Source organism: Bacillus sp. RC252 (genome assembly GCF_044909215.1).
Classification (GTDB): Bacteria; Bacillota; Bacilli; order Bacillales; family Bacillaceae_G; genus Bacillus_A; species Bacillus_A mycoides.
Genome location: NZ_JBIYDV010000028.1, coordinates 39,860 through 62,008, shown reverse-complemented (window position 1 = coordinate 62,008; position 22,149 = coordinate 39,860). Strand labels below are relative to the sequence as shown.

20 protein-coding genes, 1 pseudogene and 2 other annotated features are annotated in these 22,149 nt (G+C 34.6%); of the genes and pseudogenes, 2 read left to right on the top strand and 19 right to left on the bottom strand.

Annotated features, from left to right (window positions below; translation table 11 throughout):
* Positions 1-131: 131 nt before the first annotated feature.
* The 10 genes and pseudogenes from ABH960_RS27240 to ABH960_RS27195 all read right to left on the bottom strand — a co-directional run bounded on the left by ABH960_RS27240 (position 132) and on the right by ABH960_RS27195 (position 11,269).
* Positions 132-788 (bottom strand): YkyA family protein, encoded by a 657-nt coding sequence (locus tag ABH960_RS27240; RefSeq protein ID WP_002086134.1) that lies wholly within the window; start codon positions 786-788, stop codon positions 132-134.
* Between the two features lie 14 nt (positions 789-802).
* The gene (locus ABH960_RS27235) at positions 803-1,624 is read right to left on the bottom strand and encodes a peptidoglycan-N-acetylglucosamine deacetylase (protein ID WP_404449541.1); all 822 of its coding nucleotides are present in this window, start codon (positions 1,622-1,624) and stop codon (positions 803-805) included.
* Between the two features lie 134 nt (positions 1,625-1,758).
* A pseudogene (locus ABH960_RS27230) lies at positions 1,759-2,019 on the bottom strand (sensor histidine kinase); the annotation flags it as partial.
* 62 nt (positions 2,020-2,081) lie between these two features.
* Complete coding sequence (locus ABH960_RS27225) at positions 2,082-3,083, bottom strand: LCP family protein (RefSeq protein ID WP_113938245.1); 1,002 nt, start codon at positions 3,081-3,083, stop codon at positions 2,082-2,084.
* Positions 3,084-3,442: 359 nt separating this feature from the next.
* Entirely contained in the window at positions 3,443-5,746 is a 2,304-nt protein-coding gene (locus ABH960_RS27220; protein WP_404449539.1) for a glycoside hydrolase, read from the bottom strand.
* Between the two features lie 220 nt (positions 5,747-5,966).
* Entirely contained in the window at positions 5,967-6,179 is a 213-nt protein-coding gene (locus tag ABH960_RS27215; protein WP_404449537.1) for a DUF6366 family protein, read from the bottom strand.
* 92 nt (positions 6,180-6,271) lie between these two features.
* Complete coding sequence (gene thrB, locus ABH960_RS27210) at positions 6,272-7,165, bottom strand: homoserine kinase (RefSeq protein ID WP_404449535.1); 894 nt, start codon at positions 7,163-7,165, stop codon at positions 6,272-6,274.
* On the bottom strand, positions 7,162-8,220 hold the full coding sequence (gene thrC, locus ABH960_RS27205; RefSeq protein ID WP_404449533.1) for a threonine synthase: 1,059 nt from the start codon (positions 8,218-8,220) through the stop codon (positions 7,162-7,164). The genes thrB and thrC overlap by 4 nt, the downstream gene beginning before the upstream one ends.
* Positions 8,213-9,508 carry a homoserine dehydrogenase gene (locus ABH960_RS27200; protein WP_404449531.1) on the bottom strand — a complete coding sequence of 432 codons (1,296 nt, stop codon included), beginning with the start codon at positions 9,506-9,508 and terminating at the stop codon, positions 8,213-8,215. The genes thrC and ABH960_RS27200 overlap by 8 nt, the downstream gene beginning before the upstream one ends.
* Before the next feature lie 308 nt (positions 9,509-9,816).
* Positions 9,817-10,049: a binding site (T-box leader), on the bottom strand.
* A 115-nt stretch (positions 10,050-10,164) separates the two neighbouring features.
* Positions 10,165-10,396: a binding site (T-box leader), on the bottom strand.
* A gap of 234 nt (positions 10,397-10,630) precedes the next feature.
* A complete protein-coding gene (locus ABH960_RS27195; RefSeq protein ID WP_404449529.1) occupies positions 10,631-11,269 on the bottom strand; it encodes a pyridoxamine 5'-phosphate oxidase family protein in 639 nt (212 codons plus the stop codon).
* Between the two features lie 81 nt (positions 11,270-11,350).
* Here ABH960_RS27195 and ABH960_RS27190 point away from each other — a divergent pair, with 81 nt between their 5' ends.
* A complete protein-coding gene (locus ABH960_RS27190) occupies positions 11,351-11,959 on the top strand; it encodes an NUDIX hydrolase (RefSeq protein ID WP_404449527.1) in 609 nt (202 codons plus the stop codon).
* Between the two features lie 44 nt (positions 11,960-12,003).
* Here the strand turns inward: ABH960_RS27190 and ABH960_RS27185 are convergent, their stop codons facing one another.
* The 8 genes from ABH960_RS27185 to ABH960_RS27150 form a co-directional block, all read right to left on the bottom strand.
* Positions 12,004-12,342, bottom strand: a complete 339-nt coding sequence (locus ABH960_RS27185; RefSeq protein WP_404449544.1) for an SdpI family protein — start codon at positions 12,340-12,342, stop codon at positions 12,004-12,006.
* A 72-nt stretch (positions 12,343-12,414) separates the two neighbouring features.
* Positions 12,415-13,245 (bottom strand): peptidoglycan-N-acetylglucosamine deacetylase, encoded by an 831-nt coding sequence (locus ABH960_RS27180; protein WP_016094238.1) that lies wholly within the window; start codon positions 13,243-13,245, stop codon positions 12,415-12,417.
* 117 nt (positions 13,246-13,362) lie between these two features.
* Complete coding sequence (locus ABH960_RS27175) at positions 13,363-14,235, bottom strand: aminoglycoside 6-adenylyltransferase (RefSeq protein WP_404449524.1); 873 nt, start codon at positions 14,233-14,235, stop codon at positions 13,363-13,365.
* A 133-nt stretch (positions 14,236-14,368) separates the two neighbouring features.
* Positions 14,369-15,040 carry an O-methyltransferase gene (locus ABH960_RS27170; RefSeq protein ID WP_219302037.1) on the bottom strand — a complete coding sequence of 224 codons (672 nt, stop codon included), beginning with the start codon at positions 15,038-15,040 and terminating at the stop codon, positions 14,369-14,371.
* A 148-nt stretch (positions 15,041-15,188) separates the two neighbouring features.
* Complete coding sequence (locus ABH960_RS27165; protein WP_000818985.1) at positions 15,189-15,908, bottom strand: 3-ketoacyl-ACP reductase; 720 nt, start codon at positions 15,906-15,908, stop codon at positions 15,189-15,191.
* Between the two features lie 168 nt (positions 15,909-16,076).
* Complete coding sequence (gene hitS, locus ABH960_RS27160) at positions 16,077-17,150, bottom strand: envelope stress sensor histidine kinase HitS (RefSeq protein ID WP_404449521.1); 1,074 nt, start codon at positions 17,148-17,150, stop codon at positions 16,077-16,079.
* On the bottom strand, positions 17,147-17,824 hold the full coding sequence (gene hitR / locus ABH960_RS27155; protein ID WP_085310518.1) for an envelope stress response regulator transcription factor HitR: 678 nt from the start codon (positions 17,822-17,824) through the stop codon (positions 17,147-17,149). The genes hitS and hitR overlap by 4 nt, the downstream gene beginning before the upstream one ends.
* 86 nt (positions 17,825-17,910) lie before the next feature.
* Positions 17,911-19,671, bottom strand: coding sequence for an ABC transporter ATP-binding protein (locus ABH960_RS27150; RefSeq protein WP_113938236.1), 1,761 nt, complete (start codon positions 19,669-19,671; stop codon positions 17,911-17,913).
* Between the two features lie 275 nt (positions 19,672-19,946).
* Between ABH960_RS27150 and ABH960_RS27145 the strand changes: the two genes are divergently transcribed.
* Complete coding sequence (locus ABH960_RS27145; RefSeq protein ID WP_404449518.1) at positions 19,947-20,711, top strand: alpha/beta fold hydrolase; 765 nt, start codon at positions 19,947-19,949, stop codon at positions 20,709-20,711.
* A 98-nt stretch (positions 20,712-20,809) separates the two neighbouring features.
* On the opposite strand, the gene entFM is transcribed toward ABH960_RS27145, so the two are convergent.
* A complete protein-coding gene (entFM, locus tag ABH960_RS27140; RefSeq protein ID WP_404449516.1) occupies positions 20,810-22,087 on the bottom strand; it encodes an enterotoxin EntFM in 1,278 nt (425 codons plus the stop codon).
* Positions 22,088-22,149: the final 62 nt, after the last annotated feature.

Genomic DNA, 22,149 nt, shown 5'->3' with positions numbered 1-22,149 from the left:
ATTCAAGAAAAATTAAACCACCTATCCCCTAAAGAATTTAGGGAACAGATGGTTTAGGTGTTTTGATATGTGTCCCGTTTTCGGGGTTCACTTCAGTTTCCCCGGCTTTTTATTATAATTAAGATCTTTCTTTATTTTTGTTCTTTAATTTTAATTTGTGCATCTTTATAAAATGCTAATTTATTATCATTATACTCTTTTGTATGTTTATTAAATTGTTCTTTCGCCTTTTGCGCTTCCACATTTAACTCATTAACAGTTTTAACTTTTTCACCAATTTCTTTTAACTTCGTTTCTTTTACTTTTAATTTTTCATACAGTTCTTTTTCAGTCGCTAACGCCTTCGTGTAATTCTCATTCATCTTTTGGAAGGCATCATAACGATTTTTATACGATTCTTCTACTGTTTTTGCTTGTTTTTGTAATTTCTTATCTTCGAGTTTTTCAATATTATTTTGAACGGATGTCGTTTCTTTCTGCGCTTTTTCTAACTGTTCCTTCTCGTTTTTCAATACTTTTTCACGCTCGTCTACATTTGCAGTAGCTTGCTCTATTTTCTTTGAAACTGCTTCATTATGCTCTTTACCTTCTTGTAAAATTTGAGAATAAAGTTCTTGTCCTTGCTTTTCTAACTTCTCTAATTTTTTTGTGTCATCTGCTAAAGATTTTTCTTGTGTAGATGCTGCTTCAAAAGCCGTAAATAAATTTTCTTCTGGCTTTTCACCGAAACAACCTGATAATAATCCTACTGATAATGCTCCAACTACTGCTACTTTTCCATATTTCAACTTCAATTCCTCCATTACATACGGTTATCATGCCAGAGGTTCACGGGGAAGTGATTCTCTTCATGATATGCTTCAAACTCATAACCTTTTTCTTTTAGACCCTTTAAAATTGCTGGCACAGCAGCAACTGATTGCGGGTGAATGTCATGCATTAAAATGACTTCTTGCGGTTTTGTTGCACCAGCTAATACATTTTGAGCGATTTGCGCTGCCGCTGCATCCACTGGTACTTTATTGTATTTCCAGTCTAAAGAGTCAATTGTCCAGTCCCACACTTTAAGACCACCCTCTACTACTTTGTTTCGAAGGTCTTCATTTAAACCAGGCTTCGACCCGTATGGTGGACGTGTTAATTGAGGTGATTTTCCAATAATATTTGCGATTAAGCTTTGATCTTCTTTCATTTCATTAACATATTCGCCATTTTTATATAACTTCGCAAAATTGTGTGTCATACTATGCATTCCAACATAATGTCCTTCTGCATTTTCACGTTTTACTAAATCAGGAAACTGTTTTACATTCGCACCAATTAAAAAGAATGTCGCCTTCGCATTATGCTGTTTTAACATATTTAATAATTCAGCCGTATATTTTCCTGGCCCATCATCAAATGTAAGATAAGCAACTTTTCTTTCCATTCCGTTAAAACGACTTGGCGCCGTTTTATTCATTTCAACTTTCTGTTGTTCACTTGCAAGCTGCACTATATTTTCTTGCTTCGCAACAGCTTTTGCTGGTGAAGTAATAGATTGAAACATGAAATACCCAATAGCTACTATTGCAATCGCTACTGAAACAACTGCAACTCGTTTAATTTTAAAAGCCTTTTCCATTCTATCGAATTCCTCTCCCTATTAATCTTATATATAAATCACCCAATATAATTATACATCTATTTATTTTATTACACTATATAAACAATCTAACATATGAATTATAATGGGAGTTTTATCAAAATTGTTGTTCCTGCCTCAACAAACTCTTTATTCTTTTCATACCAATTCTTGATTGCACTATGTACAACTTTCAAGAAGATTTGTTTTAACCTGTTTGATCTTCCATCAATTCAATTCGCTTTCAACTTGCAATGAGATGAATTTATTTTCTCTATTTCAGGAGTTAATTACCAAATTCTTTCCTCTAGTATATCGTACAATTGCACCTTTTGTTTATATAAATTAAAATGCTTTAACTGTAGACGTGAAAAAACTAGTAGCCCTTCTACTAAAAATAAATGAAGCAGTCCATTTCCATAAAAAAAGATTGGCTGAGGCCAACCTTTTTTTATACTTATTCATTTCGATTTGGTTTTGGTGTAACACCTAAATGCGCATTTAACTTATTCGAAATATCTTTTACATTCTTTTCATTTGGAATGTAATAATAAATACCACCAATACGTTTATCCGTTCCTTCTATTTGCATCTTTTCCATTTGCAAATCAGAGCCTGCCATATTTTTCGTAATAGCAAGCATATCATCAAACGTTAAGTTTGTTTTCATATTTTTATCAACTGCATCAAGTAAAGAGCCCATTTTACTAATAGATTGAACAGACATTGCTTTTTTCGCAATTGCTTCAATTACAAGTTGTTGTCTTTGACCACGCATTGTATCACTGTCAATTTTACGCGTTCTCGCAAGTGCAAGTGCTTGTTCACCATTTAAATGTTGGTAACCTTTTTCTAAATGAATCATACCTGCTTGGTCTTTACTATCTTGTTCAGTGAAAGTAACAGGTACATCAATATCAATACCACCAATTGAATCTACAATTTGTACAAATGACTCAAAGTTAAACTTCACATAATAATCAACTGGTACATTTAAAAATCTTTCCACTGTATCTCGTGTACTTTCAACACCACCAAATACGTGTGCGTGTGTAATTTTATCTAATTTTTTTCTAGATGGAATATAAACGCGTGAATCACGCGGAATACTTACTAATTTAACTGACTTATCATCTTTATTAATTGTCGCTAATAAAAGTGCATCTGTTCGAACCGCTTCACCATATTGGCTTTTTCTCATTTCGCTTCCATCGACACCCATGATTAAAATCGAAATATTATCCTTTAAAGGTTCCACTTCTTTGTCCCTTTTTGATGACTTATCAATTTTTGCATATGCATCACTTACAACAGCTTTTGCTTTGTTATATATAAACGATCCATATCCTACTCCTCCAAAAATAAGTAGGAAAAATGGAATTAAAATGAACCATTTTATTGATTTTCTTTTAGAACGTTTTTTACTGCTTCTCGTATCTTGTTCTAATTCAGAGCTCATGTTCATTCTCCTCTCTTTCTCTTTTCCTAGTATAATGTATGTCTAGTAATCTTCATATTGAATTTCCTTTCAATCACCTTACATTTTTGTAAGGTTACATCATGAATCCAATATGTATTCCATTTCACATTATACTCTCGTGCTTATTTTTGGCAAGTCACTATTTATCAACTTCAAAAATTTAACACTTCAAAACGTTCGAATTTACAGATTTATCATTCTGTTATTTGCAGGTAGTAAGACTTTCACCTCATAATTTAGCAGGAATAAAAGAGTCAAGTTTGTGCCGTGAAATTTTGATTGGTGATGACTAATAATCAGTGAGGGATAAATCCCCCACTGATTAAAATTCCACTTTATTATTTCTCATTTGGTGTGTATATCATTTGCTTTCCATTATTATAAATTAAAGCTGATTTTGCTTTTATTTTCGTTTTTTCTATTTCCACATCATCATTAGAGAAATTCACAATGATTTTAATCTCTTTTCCATAAGAAGCAGATTGTACTAACTTATCTTCTGACAAATATGCAAAGTTCGTCATTTCTTCTTTTACTGCCTTTTCATGAACATCATTCCAAACTTTCAGATGCTCTGTAATTTCTTTTTTATGCTTATTCCACTCTACTTCATCTAAATGGTACAACGGAGGAACATTATACAATAACTCATATAACATACGATTTCCAACCTCGTCCATTACCTTCAAACTTCCCCATTCCCAGTGGTGCGTTGTAATAACCGAATCATTGTATACTAGTTTATATAATGGCACCGAATATACTGGATTTAAATATACTTGCTTATATTCTTCTTTTAACGGTACTTGTTTTGCATATTTTTCTGGAACATTTTGATTTGGTGACCAATATCCACCGACATAATACGGGCTTGTTTTATTTTTTCTCATATCTTCATCGTCCCACTTAATAACTGGTGTTTCAATTCCATGAGCAAATGCAATCGTACTACTTGCAAAATCATTTCCGCCCTCAGAGCCAACTACCATACCTTTTTCTTGTGCAATATAATCCATTCGTTTTAATCGTGCTTGTAAATCTTGTTCTTGTGTCGTTAAATGTTTTGCCGAATAGTCATCATAAATTTCGCCCGTCGCGTCACAATCAATAAACCATGAATTATATTTAGGGCCATTTTGTAATATGTCGTTCATTCGTTCTTTTACACTAGGAAGTGATAATGTCGGATTTAATTTTCGGCCTCTCCCTAAAAACCCTTGCACTTTCTCACCATTTTTCTTCGTTACAGTGGCTTCTTCATATAACGATGGGTCATTAAAGGAAGCTGTGTTCCAATTTTTATCACCTTTTTCGTGAATAGAATGGTAAGAATCATACGGACCAACTAAATATCCCATTTCCTTAGCTTCTGTAACGAAATTAGGCTGCATAAATCCTTGTTCCCAGTTCGGTAGACCAATCCACGCTTTGTCTATCCCTACTTTTTTCATTCCCTTTATTATATCCGTTCCATCTGCTTTACCCCATTTACTTACTTCTTCAACTGCATCACCGAGTACTGACTTTAATAAATGTTTATTTAAGCTATACAGCTCTGTCTTCGATAAGTGATCTACACTTTTCTTTAATAACACACTAGCTTCCTGATTAACTTTCGGGAAAATATCCTCTTTATACAATTCCTTCATAGATAATACTTCGTTTGTATAGCGTAAAATAACATTTTTTTGGTACTTATCGATAAAGTCTTGTTTACTCACCTGCTCAAATACATTCAATTCCCCAGGCTCTGAACTATTCTTTTGAATAAGCTCTTTTATATGGCTAAACACCGGGCTATTTATTTGCTCTCTTAGCTTCGGCCAATTCACATTACTTTCTGATAAACCATTTTGATTCCAAAAGTAAAAATGAGCTGCCCCGTAAAGTTTTTCGATTTCTTTATTTTTTCTTGCCTTTTCTTGTAATGTTTTAAATTCACCTTTTCGAGCAATATTATCCTTATAGAGTTTAGCAATACTTACTGCATCATTATTTGTCACATATAATTGAAATCCATATTTTTTATTTTTATTTATACTCGGGAATTCATGTGTAAAATCAAACCCTATTTTCGGATCTGAATGAAATTTCAATTCATTATTAAACATATTGTTCGCAATATATACGATCGAATATTTAGAACCATTTAATGCAAAAAACTTCATAGAAAATGATTCAGCAAATGAATATGCATCATCCTTTAAAAACTTCTTCCAATTCTCATCATTACTCGGAATTTGCTTACCTTCCCATAACGGAAGTGTATAATTTTCAGCTTGCACTTTTGGCCATGTAAAACTTTCTGCACCAGTCGATTCCACTTCAATATTTAAGTGGTCTTTTTTCTTTTCTAAATTTACTTTTACTTTTTGATCCGGATATTCCCATGATGTATGATCCTTGTCTTTTTTCAAATTTGATACCTTCATTTTTGGTAACGGTTGTGATGCCTGTTCTTTTACACCATCATGTTCTACAGTTAACGTAAAAGTCTCAGGATTTACATCGTAAGTAAAATCTTTATACGTCGCTTTCTTTATTTTAGACTCTTGTAAAGCATCATTACCTTTTACATCACACCCGACTAAAGTCGAAAATGACAATGTTGTAAGAAGACATATCGCTATCATTTTTTTCATCTTCTGCACCTCCACCAATGAATATACAGGAGGTTTGTTACAGGAATATGGCAAAAAATAATAGAGCTAGCATTATGCTAGCTCTATTATGAGCAAAAAAAATTTACGTATAACTATAATCTGTTTAAAGAAAATATGTAATACAGTGGGACTTTAATCCTTATTTTTTTATTCTCACTAATAATTAGATCAAGCAAATCTAAATTCCATCAAGCTTTCCTTAACTGAGAAAGTAAGTGTATATAATATATCCTACAACTAGCACTAAAATTAATATCCCTGTACCTTTCCAATTCATACCACCTGTCATATCAGCAGGGCTACCTGATTCCGCCCTGTTGAGTCCATCATTCAAAGAACCGGTAGGATTATGTTTCAATTCACTTTGTCTCATGCGTTCTCTTTTTTCTTCTGGTGACTCTTTTGAACTCATATAATCACCTCTAAAATTAATGTTCATTCCGAAAAATCCCCTTTAAAATAGATTCTCCATAACGTAAAGAAAGCTAGCGATGCTAGCTTTCTTTATAATCCAATATGTTCTTCCTTATTTACAGTAGTCCCTTTATGATCAATTTCAAGCTCACATACTTTCATAGCTGCAAATACTCTCACTAATTGGTCAGCTATTTCTTTACGCTTCTCGTACGGAGTTAAAATAAAAATGGATGGTCCCGCACCACTAAGCGCTGTGCCATATGCTCCGAATTCTTTTGCACATTTACGAATTGATGGTAATAACGGTACAAGTTCTAAACGATATGGCTCGTGGAAATGATCTCGTTCCATCATTTCACCTACAACTTCCCACTTCTTTTGACATAATGCAGCTACTAATACGTTACTTATCGCACTAGCCTTAACCGCTTCATGAAACGGAAACATCTCTGGTAATACAGATCGACTTTCCTCCGTATTTAGCTCTTCATTCGGAATAAGAGAAATTACGCCTAATTCCTTACTTTCAATCCTTACAACCGAAACATTCTTTCCATCCAGTGCTCCGATTACAGTTCCACCTAAAATAGAAGCAGCAACATTATCTGGATGCCCTTCAAAATTTGTAGCAATTTGAACCTTTTGATCAGTTGTTAAATGTAAATTTCCAAGTTGATTCGCAAGCTCTATTCCTGCTACAATCGCTGATGCGCTACTTCCTAGCCCTCTTGTCAGCGGAATATTACTAGTAACTTCTATTATATAGGGTGATAAAGAAGGACATACTTTACATGCCGTGCTAACAATTAAATTTTTATCGTCTGTTGGAATTGAATCTTCAAAGGAATGGATTACTTGCCATTTATCCGCTTCCGCCTTTACCAGCACATCTAAATATAATGACAATGCTATTCCTACTGAATCAAATCCAGGTCCAACATTTGCTGTACTAGCAGGGACACGAACTCTTACTGGTATCACGACATAATCACCCCTTTAATATGATCTTTAATTTGTTCTATATTATTTGAAACACTTGCAATGTCTAATTTATTAGAAGAAATAGCGATATCAGGATCTTTTAAACCGTTTCCAGTTAATACTGCAACAACTGTTTCGCCTTTTTTGATTTTTCCAGATTGAACATGTTTAATTACACCCGCTAATGAAGCATTTGATCCTGGCTCTGCGAAAACTCCTTCAGTTTTTGCTAATAATCTATACGCATGTAAAATCTCCTCATCTGACACCATATCTATTTCACCATTAGACTGTTCAGCAGCCTCTACTGCATAAGACCAACTTGCTGGATTACCGATGCGAATCGCTGTTGCAATCGTTTCAGGTGCCTCAATGACATGTCCTTTTACAATTGCCGCCGCTCCTTCCGCTTCAAAGCCATGAATTCTTGGCTTCTTATATCCTTTTTCTTTCTCGTATTCACAGAACCCTTTCCAATATGCTGTAATATTCCCAGCATTTCCAACCGGAATAGCTAGAACATCTGGTGCATTTTCCAACTGGTCGCAAATTTCAAATGCTGCTGTTTTTTGTCCTTCAATTCGGTAAGGATTTACTGAGTTTACTAATGTAATCGGCTCTTCTGCAGCAATATTTCTTACAGCTCTAAGTGCATCATCGAAATTCCCTTCTATTGAAATGATCTCCGCTCCATAAGCAACTGCTTGCGCTAATTTCCCATGCGCAATCTTTCCTTCTGGTATTACGATAATACATTTCATTCCGAGGCGTGCCGCGTATGCGGCAGCTGATGCTGATGTATTACCTGTAGATGCACAAATGATAGCCTCTGAACCTTCTTCTTTCGCCTTTGCAACTGCCATTACCATACCACGGTCTTTAAAAGAACCTGTTGGATTCGCTCCTTCATATTTTCCGTATAACTGAATCCCTAATTGTTTTGATATATTTAATAATGGAATCAGGGGTGTATTCCCTTCCATTAAGCTGACATCAGGTGTGTTTTCATTCACCGGTAAATAAGAAGCGTACTGTTTTAATAGTCCTTTATACATATTGTTTTTCCTCCTCAATAATGTAGTAGCTGTTTATTTCACTTGCGACAGCTTCTATCGCTCCTAAAACTTGCTCGAATTGATATTTTGAAGTTTGATGCGTCACAACAACTACTTCTGCATGCTCACGATTTAATGGTAATTGGATTACCTCTTTTAAACTAACAGAGTAATTAACGAAACATTCCGTTATTTCGCGCAGCATCCCAGGTTCATCTCGTAATGAAATACGTAAGAAATATTTCGAAACCACTTCTTCATCTCCTTGTAATTCATACGGTTCTGGTTCTTTTAACGCACTTTTATTTTTCGGAACTTGATTCATATTTTTAACGATTGAAATGATGTCACTTACTACAGCAGAACCAGTTGGTAACTTCCCAGCTCCAGGTCCGTAAAACATCACTTCTCCTACTGCTTGACCGTGAACATACACCGCATTAAATTCATTATTCACATTCGATAGCGGATGATGACGTGGTAATAAAGTCGGTTCTACACTTAAGTGAATGGATGATCCTTGTTTTTCAGCTTTACCAATTAATTTCATTGTAAATCCTAATTTTTCGGCCATCTCTAAATCTTCTTTTTCAACCTTTCGAATACCTCTAACTTGAACATCATCTAAAGAAACATTCATCGAAAAACCTAAGTTTGCAAGAATTGCTACCTTTCTCGCAGCGTCTAGTCCATCTACATCCGCTGTCGGATCTGATTCTGCAAACCCTAATTTTTGCGCTTCCTGTAAAGCCTCTTCATACGACCATCCATTTTGACTCATCTTTGTTAACATATAATTTGTTGTTCCATTTACGATTCCCATTATTTTTTCAATTTGATCTGAAGCTAGCCCGTCTGATAATCCTCTTAATATTGGAATCCCACCGGCTACACTCGCTTCGTAACATAGGTCACATTCATTTTTATTTGCTAATTGCAGAAGCTCCGCACCATATACAGCCATTAAATCTTTATTTGCTGTTACGACATGTTTCTTACTTTGCAAAGCCTTCACAATATGCTCTTTCGCTTCTTCAATTCCGCCCATTACCTCTACTACAATATCAATATTTGAATCATTTAGAACTTCATCGACATTACTTGTTACTAAGATTCCATCAATACAAACATCACGCTCTTTTTCCAAATCACGTACAACGACTGTCTTTACCTTTATTTCATACCCTGTATCAAGAGTAATTTTTTTATAATGTTCTTTCAAAATATGGACAACACCACTTCCGACAGTACCTAACCCTAATACCCCAACATTAATAACGTTATTCATCTTCTAATCTCCTCCTAAATAGTTTAATTGTTACACCTATGAATCACCTTACTCTGCTTTTTAATCATGCAGGTGATGGTTATTTCCGTACGTACTAATCGTTTCATGTTACCGCACCTCCTTTCAAAGTAATAAAGTGAAACTTTAATCAGTGGGGATTTTGTCCATGCCTCACTGATTATTAGTTGAACCAATCGGGCTTTTACGGACAGTTAATCTCCCGTCTTACTCCCTCGCATCCGCCAAATTTTGAGATGGGAGTCTTACTGACCATTAATGCGGGATAAAAAAAACACACTCATCCCTAGGAAAGGGACGAATGTGTTTTCGTGGTTCCACCCTTGTTCCAACCTAGACTTACTTTCTTCTAGATTGCTCAAGTTCAGATAACGGCTGATACCGTCAATAATTACTAGATTACTCGTTCACTATTGAAGTTCAAAGGTGGTAAGATCATTTCTCGTGTTAGGAAGCTCACAGCCTTTGGCTTCCCTCTCTGTAAACCGTAAAAATGTTCTCATGTCCTTATCGTTACATTTTCGCTCATGTTTATTTGTTAACTCATTATACTCGCATAAAAAACAAAATCAATACTATTTTTTAATTATTTTAAATTTTCAATCTTAAAAACTATAAAAAAACACACTCATCCCTAGGAAAGGGACGAATGTGTTTTCGTGGTTCCACCCTTGTTCCAACCTAGACTTACTTTCTTCTAGATTGCTCAAGCTCAGATAACGGCTGATACCGTCAATAATTACTAGATTACTCGTTCACTATTGAAGTTCAAAGGTGGTAAGATCATTTTTCGTGTTAGGAAGCTCACAGCCTTGTCTTCCCTCTCTGTAAACCGTAAAAATCATCTCATGTCCTTATCGTTACTTTTTCGTTCATGTCTATTTGTTAACTTATTATAGTTATGAAAATTTTAAAAAGCAAGCCTATTTTCACTCACTATTTTAAAGATACTTTTTTATTATATTTCACAATAACATTTTACAAAGACTTCTCTTATTACCTATATTTTAAATTTATAACTTGTAAATCAGCAGTTCATATATAAATAATTCATTCTAAAACGAGAAGCCTCCCACTTCCTAAAACTATATTTATAAAATATTTTTAATACAATCTTTTCGTATAACTTTCTTCTAAAGAACGCGCAACATCCTCTTCTGAAGCATTCACTTTCGCATGCTCTAATAACATCTTCGCTGCTGAAGGTAGCTCTTTTTTATTTAACCACGATTCTGGATTCCACATTTTTGAACGAATAAAAGCTTTTGCACAATGAATATAGCATTCTTCTATTTCCAAAACAATTCCAAGTAACGGATTACGTCCATTCGCCTGCATTTCTTTCAAAATTTCTTCATCGTTTGTAATATATGCTTTACCGTTTATTCGGAGTGTTTCCCCAAGACCCGGAATAAAAAAGATTAACCCTACGTGTGGATTTGAAATAATATTTAAAATAGAGTCTATACGACGATTTCCCGGTCTTTCTGGAATAACAATTTTATTTTCATTTAAAACATATACAAATCCAGGTGCGTCTCCCCTCGGCGAAGCGTCACACTCTCCGAATTTATTTGCAGTAGATAATACTAGAAAAGGAGATTTAGACAGAAAATCTACACAATGATGATCAAGTGATGAAATAACTTTTTTCAAAGCCCGCTCACTCGGTTGCCCCAATATTTGTCGTAATTCTTCCTCAGTTGAAATTATTGATTTTATTTCCTTACTCTCTATCTTCACTAATAATCACTCCTTTTTCTTTATTTTCCCAAAATTCGATACAAATATTGTATAATAAAATTTGCAGAAAGGGGAATTAAAATGACAGAGTGGTTAACAATATTTGATCCTGAAAGAAATACACTTGGAAAGAAATTACGTGATGACGTGCATCGTGACGGTGATTGGCACGAAACATTTCATTGCTGGTTTGTAGAAAAAGATGCTGAGGATATGTTCTTATATTTCCAATTACGCTCTAATAATAAAAAAGAAGCTCCGGGTATATGGGATATTACATCCGCCGGACATATTATGCATGATGAAGATGTACAAATTGGCGGCCTTCGTGAAATTGAAGAAGAATTGGGGCTTTCCTTTCAAACTACTGATTTAACATACAAAGGAATCTATAAAATAGATTATGAAATTTCAAATCTTACTGATCGTGAATTTTGTCATATGTATTTTCACAACGTGATACAACCACTTTCATTTGCACCAGGTGAAGAAGTAGACGATGTGATGAAAGTACATGCAACTTCTTTTCTACAACTATTAAAAAGGGATATTTCATCTATAACGACTATTTCTGCTCTAAACAGTAAACCGATAACAATAACATTTGAAGATATTTATCCGTATGATCTTGAATACTATGAATTTGTTATAGTGCAAGGACAAGAATTGCTAAACAAAAATAGTTTATAAAAAAATAAGACTCCCAGCTTACTTTATTCGGGAGTCTTATTTTTTTATTGCTCAAGTATCTTTAATTTTTTCTCTACTCGTATGATTAAACGTATAATTAACAATAGCATGACAGCCATAATCACTGCTGTTGTATGGGGATATCTAAACAATATACTAATAACACTTCCAATTAACATCATAATAAATCCATTTTGATTCATCACTTCTGCACTATACTTGTTACCCGCATCCCATAATTCCTTATTTTTCATTGATCGTTTCGTACGGTAACCGTATGCTGCGTTAATATCCGTTGGTGGATTTTTTTGAAGAATAAGTGCGGCAAGTATAAATATAATACCAATCAATATGCTTATTCCTATGTTTACTAGTGCATACATCAATCATATCCACCTCCTAACTTACACTTTCATTATACTATACAACTTTATATGTTCCAATTATTAACATTTTCACTTTCTCTCTTTAGATGTCTGGAACATACTTGGAAGTGTTACAAAACGCGCTCCTTTCGTTTTTAACTGTGGAATGATTTTGTCTAGCGCCTCTACTGATCCTTGTAAATGTCCACCTGGAGTTGAATGTTGAAGTATAACACTACCTGGAAATGAATTCCCTAACACATTATTTGTAATTGTATCAGCACTTACACCTTTCCAATCAACCGTATCAACACTCCACTGTACAATCATAAAATTTTGTTCTGTCGCCCACTTCAATTGATTTTCAAGTATTTCACCGTACGGCGGACGTATAAACTTCGGTGCATAACCAGCTAAACGATTTAATATTTCTTCCGTTTTTATAATTTGATTATGGTACTCAGCCTCATTCACTTTCGCTAAATTCGGATGACTATACGTATGATTACCAATTACATGCCCTTCATTAGCGATACGCTTTACTACATTTGGATACCTTTCTGCATTTTCACCAAGCAGGAAAAAAGTAGCTTTTACATTATGTTGTTTTAACTTATCTAAAATTTTTGGCGTAAATACTAAATCTGGTCCATCATCAAATGTAAGAGCCACTTCTGCTTTATTGTATGGTCCTGAAAATGCATACGCATATTTTTCGGCCCACGAAAATGGTGTCCATGACCCTCGATCCTCTTCTTTCATTTCGGCTTCATAATTTTGAGGAACATGTAATGCGTATGGCATCGCATTTACATAGTCTCCATAATAAAATGAATGATATGGCATATAAGCATACGAAATATTGCGTTCTAGCCCCAAAGGAAATGGAACGAACATTTCTGGTGAATAAAAATAATACATGATAAAAACCTCCCTAAAATTTCATATGTGATTCAGCTGCACTTTGTTAGAGAAATTCTTATTCATGAACAAAAATAAGACTGTCCGTAATTAGGACAGTCTTATTGATTTATATACTTAATAAATTACTTTACTATCTTTCGGTAATTTTCTTACATGCTTTAAATAACTCGACACTTTGTCATCGGCATCTTGCGGATATTGATATTCATAAGTGTTAGCAATTTCGTTCGCAACTTTCCTAAATAAATCACCCATTACGAAAAATGAATCCCAAATGTTTTCATATTCTGCATTTGAAAATGTCCTTTTAAACTGCTCCCAGACATCTTTTTCAACATATTGTTCGAAATGCTTTCCAAACTTCCCAGCATTAACTGTAAACTCTGTTTTCATACCGATATGCCACTCTAGCATTACAACCAACATATCTCGTACAGGGCCTTCAAGCATCCCTTTCGCATAAGAAAGTTCCTCGCGCCACAATCCTTTTCCTACATTTGTACTGCACCACCAAAATTCATTACAGCAATCCAAAAACTCTTTTTCTGTAGGCTTTTTTATCGTGTAATCATTATCGTTTGCTGGTGCAAACTCGCCAATACAATTATCTTTATCAAGTAGCAATTTACTTAAACTATCCTGTCCAATAAATTTATTTATTAAATCCACTGGAACTAGCATTAAATCAATCCGGTTTCCATCCATAAACTGCATTAAATACGGAAATTTCCCGTCTTCATCCGCTGGAACTAACGACATTTCTTCCGGCATTTGCACAATCATTATTTCTCCAAATCTATTAATCCAACTATGATTACACGTAAAAGATTGTATATCTTTTACAACATAAATAATATCATAGTCTTGAAAACAATCTTTTTTCACATTTGGATTCACACGTGACCCATTCATGATGACAGCTCGAATTCTTTCATCCTCTTTTGCTGTATTTATAATTAAGTCTAGCATTTCTTTTTCCGTTCTCATCTACTCACAACCTCCAATTTTTTAATATAACATATAGCGTTATGTATATCGGAGGGCCACGAGCTAACTGCGTTGTACACGATACACGTTATAATTGTTCAAACATCTTTTTCATTCCACTTATCTCCTTACATCATTCTTTAACGACTGCCATTACAAATCCATCGTATCCTTTACTTCCGACAGTTTGAAGCGCTGTAGCACTTACACGTGGCTCAGCAGCTATTATCTCATAGAAACGACGTATCCCTTGTACACGAGGATCGCTGCTAGTATTGTCAATAACTTCTCCTTCACGTACTACGTTATCCCCAATAATTACAGTACCAGGGCGTGATAGTTTCAGTGCCCATTCAAAATAAGCAGGGTTATTTTGTTTATCCGCATCTATGAAAATAAAATCAAATGGTTCATACTTCTCATTTTCTATTTGTTTTAAAGAATCTAACGCTAATCCTAATCGTATTTCAATTCTATCATTCAAATTGGCACGCTCAATATTGCTCCGTGCAATTTCAGCATGCTTTTCACTTGCTTCTAATGTAACAATTCGCCCTCCAGATGGCAATGCTCTTGCAAGCCATATTGTACTATATCCGCCTAGAGTGCCAATTTCTAAAATGTTACGAGCTCCTTGGATTTGTACTAATAGTTGTAAAAACTTCCCTTGAGTTGGCGATACATCATGTGCCGGCAAATTAGCTGAAGCATTTGCTTGAAGAACTTCTTCTAATGTAGAATCTTTTGGTATTAATACATCACTCATATATTGATCAACAGCCGTCCATTTCTCAATTGTACTCATGTAAATACCATCTCCTTCAATTTTCCAATGCTTTTCTACCATTTATATTTGATTATACCAAAAATTCTGTCCTATAAACAAAAAGAAAGAAGGGACACCCACTCCATTACAGAATAGATATCCCTTCTTTTGTTTATAAATTTATCCCTTACGGATTAGTAGACCAAAGTCCTGCTGATTTAATAAATGTACGTTTATTTAATTTCAGCTGCGCTACGATAAACTCTGCAATATCTTCCGCTTGCATTACTTTATCAGGGTTTCCATCAGTTAATCCTAAGTCTACAGCCATGTCAGTTGCTACTGTACTTGGAGTTAAAGCTGTTACACGGATATTATGTTTACGAACTTCCATTGCTAACGATTCTGTTAAACCAAGAACACCAAATTTAGAAGCACTATATGCACTTGTTACAGGTGCACCTTTTTGTCCTGCTGTAGATGAAATATTAATAATATCACCAGATTGTTGTTCAATCATACTTGGTAAAGCTGCACGAGTTGCATAGTATACACCCATTAAGTTTACTTGAATGATTTTTTCCCAATCAGCAACGTCTAATTCTAAAAACTTACCGAATTTAGAAATACCAGCGTTATTAATTAAAATATCGATAGATCCTAAACCATTTTTTAATGTTTCAATTGCAGTAGTTACCTCTTCATATGAAGATACGTCAGCAGTCGCAATAACAGCTTTTACGCCTTCTGCTTCTACTTCTTTCGCAACTGCTTTTAAGTTTTCTTCTGAACGAGCTAAAAGACCAACATTTACGCCTTCTTTCGCTAATGCGATCGCTACAGCGCGACCAATCCCTCTACCTGCTCCTGTAATTAAAGCATTTTTCCCTTGTAATAATTCTGCCAAGTGTAACACTCCTTAATCTTCTCAGTTGTTTATTATATTAAAAGTGTATCTATGTTTATGTAAAAAGGCAATGATGCACTTTTATGTGCGTAGGTTACTTATAGGTAACTATAGTAATGTTAAATGCATTTTTAAAGAAAAATAGTGTTAGAAGGCCTCCTTATAACACTATTTTTCTTCATGATTTGGAATACGCACAATAAATTCTGTACCATTTCCTTCTACACTCTCAACTTTTATTTTTCCTTGATGAAGGTCGAGTACTTTTTTTACAATTGCTAGACCTAATCCACTTCCTCCATAAGCACGGTTTCGTGAAGAATCCGCTTTATAAAAACGTTCAAAAATATGTTGTTTCTGTTCTTCGGATATACCAATTCCCGTATCATGAATACTTACTTCCAAGAATTCCTTATGTTCTTTTAAATGAATTGTAATCGTGCCACCATTTGGTGTGAATTTAATACTGTTATGAATTAAATTAATCCATACTTGGCTCATACTTTCTTTGTCTGCAGTAACACACACTTTATCCATATCGAGATCTAACTCAAGTCCTTTTTCATCCCAAAGAGGCTCACTATTTAACACAATTTGTTTCAACTGTTGATCTAATCGATAAGTGGCTCTTTCTGGTGAATACTCCTCTGACTCTAAAAGTGTTAGCTTCAATAAATTTTGACTCAATTTAGATAATCGCGTTGTTTCAGTTTCAATAATAGTAAGATAATGTTTTCTTTTTTCAACTGGTAGATTATCATCTTGTAGCGCTCGAGCAAATCCCTTAATAGATGTTAATGGCGACTGTATTTCATGAGAAACATTCGATACAAATTCTTGTCTCATTTTCTCCATTGCATTAAGTTCATCCGTCATATCGTTAATACTTTTTACAAGCACACCAATTTCGCCATCATACTTTTCTTCATTCCGTATTTTTACAGAGAAGTCCCCTTTTGCAATTTTTTGTATCGGTTCAATGATCGTCCAAATCATCGCCTCTCGCTTCGGTCTCATTAAAATCCCGATTAATGTCCAAATAAGAACGATAAAAACAAAGCCGACCATATCACTAATTAGAAAACTAATAAAAGGCGATACGTTTATTTCAAAAGCTTTCATTAGACTAGACGATACAAAAAAGGCGATAGACCAGATTATAGTGAGAAAAGAAAAGAGTGCTATTACCGCTCCAATTACTTTCAGCATCTTCAACTTACTCATTCGTTCTCTTTTTCTCATTTACTTACCTCTAAGCGATACCCTAAGCCCCTTATCGTCCTTATACTAAATTTCGATAGCTCTTCTTGAAACTTTTCACGCAGCCGATTAATATGAACGTCTAGCGTGCGTTCATTCCCTTCAAAATCATATCCCCATACGTCTTCAATTAATTGCTCTCTTGAACAAGTTCTTCCCGCTTTAGATCCTAATGTAAAGAGCAACTCAAATTCTTTTAGCGGCAGCGTCACCGTTTGTTCTCCGGCGTTAACTTCAAATGTTTTACGATTTAACAGTACATTCCCAACTTGAATAGATTGCGATACTGTAATTTGGTAACGTTTCAATAATGCCTTCACTCTCACAACTAATTCTAAAGGATCAAATGGTTTTACAAGATAATCATCTGTTCCGAGGTGAAATCCTTTTACTTTTTGAGATGTTTCACCTTTAGCAGTCAGCATAAGAATTGGGATATCATAGTATTTTCTTAATTCATAACATAAATCAAACCCATCCATATTTGGCATCATAATATCAAGAATCGCCATATCGACTTTCACTTCTTCTATTTTTCGAAGAGCATCTAATCCATCAACGGCCTCATATGTTTGAAAACCCTCTCGTTCCAAAAATACAGAAACAAGTTCTCTAATGTGCGGATCATCATCTACAATTAAAATTTTGGGTATCAAGGAATCATATCCTTTCTGCTTAACATACTTTTTGGCACTCTAAAATCAACAATCAGTGAAGTGCCCCTTCACTGATTGTTTTCATTCTATAATGCTCCTTCTTTAATTTTCAATTGTTGCATTGCAAATTCACGGTACATGTCATGTGTCCGTAATAACTCATCATGTGAGCCACTTCCTGTAAGATTCCCTTTTTCAATAAAGATAATTTTATCTGCATCTACAACAGTAGAAAGTCTATGCGCAATAACTAAAGTTGTTCTACCTTTCATTAAGTTATTTAACGCCTTCTGAACAACCGATTCCGATTTACTATCAAGACTTGAAGTCGCTTCATCTAACATAAGGATTTGCGGATTTCGTAGTAACGCTCGAGCAATCGCAATTCGTTGTCTTTGCCCTCCAGAAAGCTTCACACCACGCTCTCCAACTTCTGTTGCGTATCCACTTGGTAAATCATGAATAAACGCATCAACATACGCCATCGCTGCTACTTTTTCAATTTCTTCATCCGTCACTTCACCCTCAACACCGTAACAAATATTATCACGAATCGTTCCATCAATTAACGGACTATCTTGTGAAACGTAACCAATTTGACGTCGCCATGATTGTAATGAATATGCTGTAATTGGTTCTTTCCCTAATTTTATGAAACCACTAGTTGGCTCATAAAAACGTTCTAACAGCGAGAATAAAGTTGTTTTTCCGCTACCACTTGGTCCTACAATCGCCGTTACTTTTCCAGATTCAATCGTGAAATCGATATTTTCCAACACTTTCTCTTCTTCGTTATACTCAAAATGTACATTTTCAATAACGATCGACTGCTTCGCATTTGTAACATTCATACCTGTCTCATGATCTTCTACTTCATATTCTAAAATCGTATTAATTCTTTCGGTTGCACCAATTGCTTTTTGGAACTGAGTAAAGAACATAGATAACTGACTCATCGGCATAATAATTTGAACTAAATACAAAATAAATGCTACAAGTTCACCTGTTGTTAATGCACCACTAGAAACTCGCATTCCACCATACCCTACGATAATAACAAGCAATGCCATTAAAACAAAAGACATAACAGGTGAAATTAATGCTTGCACTTTTCCTTCTTTCAAACCAAATTGCAATAATTTTTGGATACCTGTATTACCTGTTTCATATTCTTTTTTTTCCGTATTTGAAGATTTTACTAAACGAATTTCTGATAGTACTTGTGTTAATACACTAGTAAAAGAAGCCGTTTCATCTTGAAGTGCTTTTGAAATCTTATACATTTTCCGTCCAAGTGGAACTAAAATTAGTACCGATAATGGAATAACCGTTAAAAGTAAAATTGTCATTTTCCAGTCTAAAACAAATAATACAATTAATGACCCAATAATTGAGATACCGCCTGTTAATAAGTTTGACAAATGCTCAGAAATTAATGTTTTAACAACACCTGTATCATTTGTCATACGACTAATTGTATCTCCCGTTCTGTTTTGATCATAATAAGACACTGGTAAAATAAGTACCTTTTTCCACAATCGTTCTCTAAGTCCAGCTACAATTTTTTGTCCAATATAATTCAGTAAATAAATTGACAATCCTGCAGCAATTGTTTGAATAATAAAGAATGCAATTAATCCAACAATTTGTCCCGTACTAATTGAAGAAAGTGAAAAATTATCAACTAAACCTTTTGTCAGCATTGGAATAAACAAACTCGCTCCAGTAGAAAGTAAGCTCATTATTAATGCAAAAATAAGAATGCCTTTCGGTGGATTTGTATCTTGAATGAGACGTAAAAACTGCCTCCAATTCCCTTTTTTCTTTTCTGTATTCCTAACTTCCATTATCGTTCATCTCCTCGTTATAAACAAAACTATTCTTTCTAAAACTAGAATACGCTATAAATGTAAACTGAATGTAAACACACTTTTTTCTATTTTTACAAAATATACATATAAACTCATCTTTACAACAAGTATAAATATCTGATATTATTACCTGGTACTTATTATTATTCTATGTAAATTATAAACTACGCATAGAAAATATATAACTAATTTTATCAATTAGCTAATTTAAAACACTATATAAATCTCCAGCATTGAAAGGAGTATCCTTTTTGCAAACAAATAAACATTCCGAAAAGGAAACAATCATTTTTATTCATGGATTAGTTGGAAATCGCCGCGCCTTCAAAAAAGAGCATAAACGATTTTCTGCCTCCTACAACATTATAACTTATGATTTATTAGGTCACGGCGACGATAAAGGAAAAGCTATCGACTTTTCAATACAGCGCCTCGTAGATCAATTATTGAACTTGTATGAAAAAGAGGGAATTAAAAAGGCTCATATTTGTGCTCTAAGCTATGGCTGTTATATCTCTACGACATTTGCACAAATGCATCCAGAAAAAGTATTGAGTATTTGTCATATTGGTGGACATTATAATAACCCTTCCCGTTTATATAATGTTTTTCAGAAATTTTGGGAAAAACGTGGTGATGAATATTCATCTTGGCTTTCTCAGTATGCTAGTACTATTTTTCCAAGTGGAATACTAAGGGCAAATCCGTTCGCTGTTATTTCACGAAATATTTATTACCGTTTCGGATTACAATTACACTCGTCCATTATTGCTGAGTCATTACGACACCGCTTAGAATTCGACTTAAAATCTAAATTAAAAGCACTTCCCCACCCTATACTATGGGTAATGGGTGAACATGATCATCTCTATAAGTCGTGTCTCTTTGATTTGAAGTCCATTCTTCCAAACGTTTTATATAAAGAAATTCCATTAGCAGGTCATGCTGCAAACTTATTTCGTCCTAACTATTTCCATGACCTATACGATCGATTTTTAAATGGTAAGTTGAAATAATAACTACTACACTTACAACTTATTTAACTATAAAAAGGCTTCCCAAGTTTCCCTGGAAAGCCTTTTCTCTATACGAAAAGTATATAAAATACTTTTTCTTAGTATGCTTTTGTGTAACCTAATAGGTGCTTACTCCAGTAAGAGTTGCTTACAGAGCTAATGCGTACACCAGTTGCGTCAGTTTCTGCACTGATGAACTGTCCATTACCTAAGTAAACGCCCATGTGAGAAGGACCTGATTTATAAGTATTTTGGAAGTATACTAAATCACCTGGTTGTGGATTGCTAGTTTTTGTTTTAGAGCTCCAGTATCCAGCAACTGTTTGACGAGCGCCGTTATGACCAGTTTGATTTAATACGTAGTGAATGAATCCACTGCAGTCAAAACCAGCAGGTGTTGTACCAGCAGTTCTGTATGGTGAACCATTTAAAGATCTAGCGAATCCAGCGATTGAAGATGTGTCTCCACCTGTTGGTGCTGTTGGTTTTTGTACTTGGTTCGTACCTTGGTTACCACCAGTAACTACATTGTTCACTCCGCCTTTTACAAACTTAACAAAGTCTGCACTTACGTAACCAGTGCGGCCATTATGGTTAATTTTATACCAACCATTTTCAGCGCCAGTAACGTTTAATACTGTACCATTTGTTACCCCACCAATTACAGGGTTATATGTAGCTGGACCTGTACGTACTTTTAAAGCTCCTGTATTAACAACATATGAACCACCAGTTTGAACTGTAGTAGTATTGTTGTTGTTGTTGTTTGTAGTTGGTTGCTGTGTTTCGTTAGATACAGCTGAACCACCTTTTGTTACGAAGTCTTTGCTTACGTATCCAGTTCCACCATTGAAGTTAATTTTAAACCAATCTTGAACTTCACCTACAACTTGAACTGTTTTACCTTTATTTACAGAACCTAAAACAGTATGAGACGCGCTTGGGCCTGTACGTACATTAAGTGAAGAAACGTTTACTGTGTAAGTACCTGTTCCTTGTTGAACAGTAGTTCCTTTATTGCCACCAGTTGTTACGAAGTCCCCACTTACATAACCTGTTTGACCATTTACACTAACTTTGAACCAACCGTTTTCTTGTCCAATTACTTGAAGTACTTGACCTGCTTTTACTTTAGAAATAACGTTATGTCCTGTACCAGCACCTGAACGTACATTTAATACATCAGCTGTTACTGTGTATTTTAATTCAGAAGTTGTTTCTACCTTTTTTGTTTCAGTTACAGTCGTTTGATTTTGAGTTTGTCCATTAATTTCTTTTAGCGCATCATTTGAAACTTGTGCATGAGCAGAATCCATTCCTGGAACTGCTACACCTACTACAGATGCTGCTGCTAAACCTGCGATTACTTTTTTCATAAGTTGTCTTTACTTCCTTTCCCTACTATCCTCTTGAGAAAACTATAAACTTAGTACTTTAC

Coding starts and splice junctions, on each gene's coding strand:
- ABH960_RS27225 (WP_113938245.1), bottom strand. CDS start 3,083: ATGAGCTCTGAATTAGAACAAGATACGAGAAGCAGTAAAAAACGTTCT.
- ABH960_RS27150 (WP_113938236.1), bottom strand. CDS start 19,671: ATGGAAGTTAGGAATACAGAAAAGAAAAAAGGGAATTGGAGGCAGTTT.
- ABH960_RS27185 (WP_404449544.1), bottom strand. CDS start 12,342: ATGTATGCACTAGTAAACATAGGAATAAGCATATTGATTGGTATTATA.
- ABH960_RS27180 (WP_016094238.1), bottom strand. CDS start 13,245: ATGTATTATTTTTATTCACCAGAAATGTTCGTTCCATTTCCTTTGGGG.
- entFM (WP_404449516.1), bottom strand. CDS start 22,087: ATGAAAAAAGTAATCGCAGGTTTAGCAGCAGCATCTGTAGTAGGTGTA.
- ABH960_RS27200 (WP_404449531.1), bottom strand. CDS start 9,508: ATGAATAACGTTATTAATGTTGGGGTATTAGGGTTAGGTACTGTCGGA.
- ABH960_RS27175 (WP_404449524.1), bottom strand. CDS start 14,235: ATGAGAACGGAAAAAGAAATGCTAGACTTAATTATAAATACAGCAAAA.
- ABH960_RS27215 (WP_404449537.1), bottom strand. CDS start 6,179: ATGAGTTCAAAAGAGTCACCAGAAGAAAAAAGAGAACGCATGAGACAA.
- ABH960_RS27170 (WP_219302037.1), bottom strand. CDS start 15,040: ATGAGTACAATTGAGAAATGGACGGCTGTTGATCAATATATGAGTGAT.
- ABH960_RS27190 (WP_404449527.1), top strand. CDS start 11,351: ATGACAGAGTGGTTAACAATATTTGATCCTGAAAGAAATACACTTGGA.
- ABH960_RS27235 (WP_404449541.1), bottom strand. CDS start 1,624: ATGGAAAAGGCTTTTAAAATTAAACGAGTTGCAGTTGTTTCAGTAGCG.
- thrC (WP_404449533.1), bottom strand. CDS start 8,220: ATGTATAAAGGACTATTAAAACAGTACGCTTCTTATTTACCGGTGAAT.
- hitS (WP_404449521.1), bottom strand. CDS start 17,150: ATGAGAAAAAGAGAACGAATGAGTAAGTTGAAGATGCTGAAAGTAATT.
- ABH960_RS27220 (WP_404449539.1), bottom strand. CDS start 5,746: ATGAAAAAAATGATAGCGATATGTCTTCTTACAACATTGTCATTTTCG.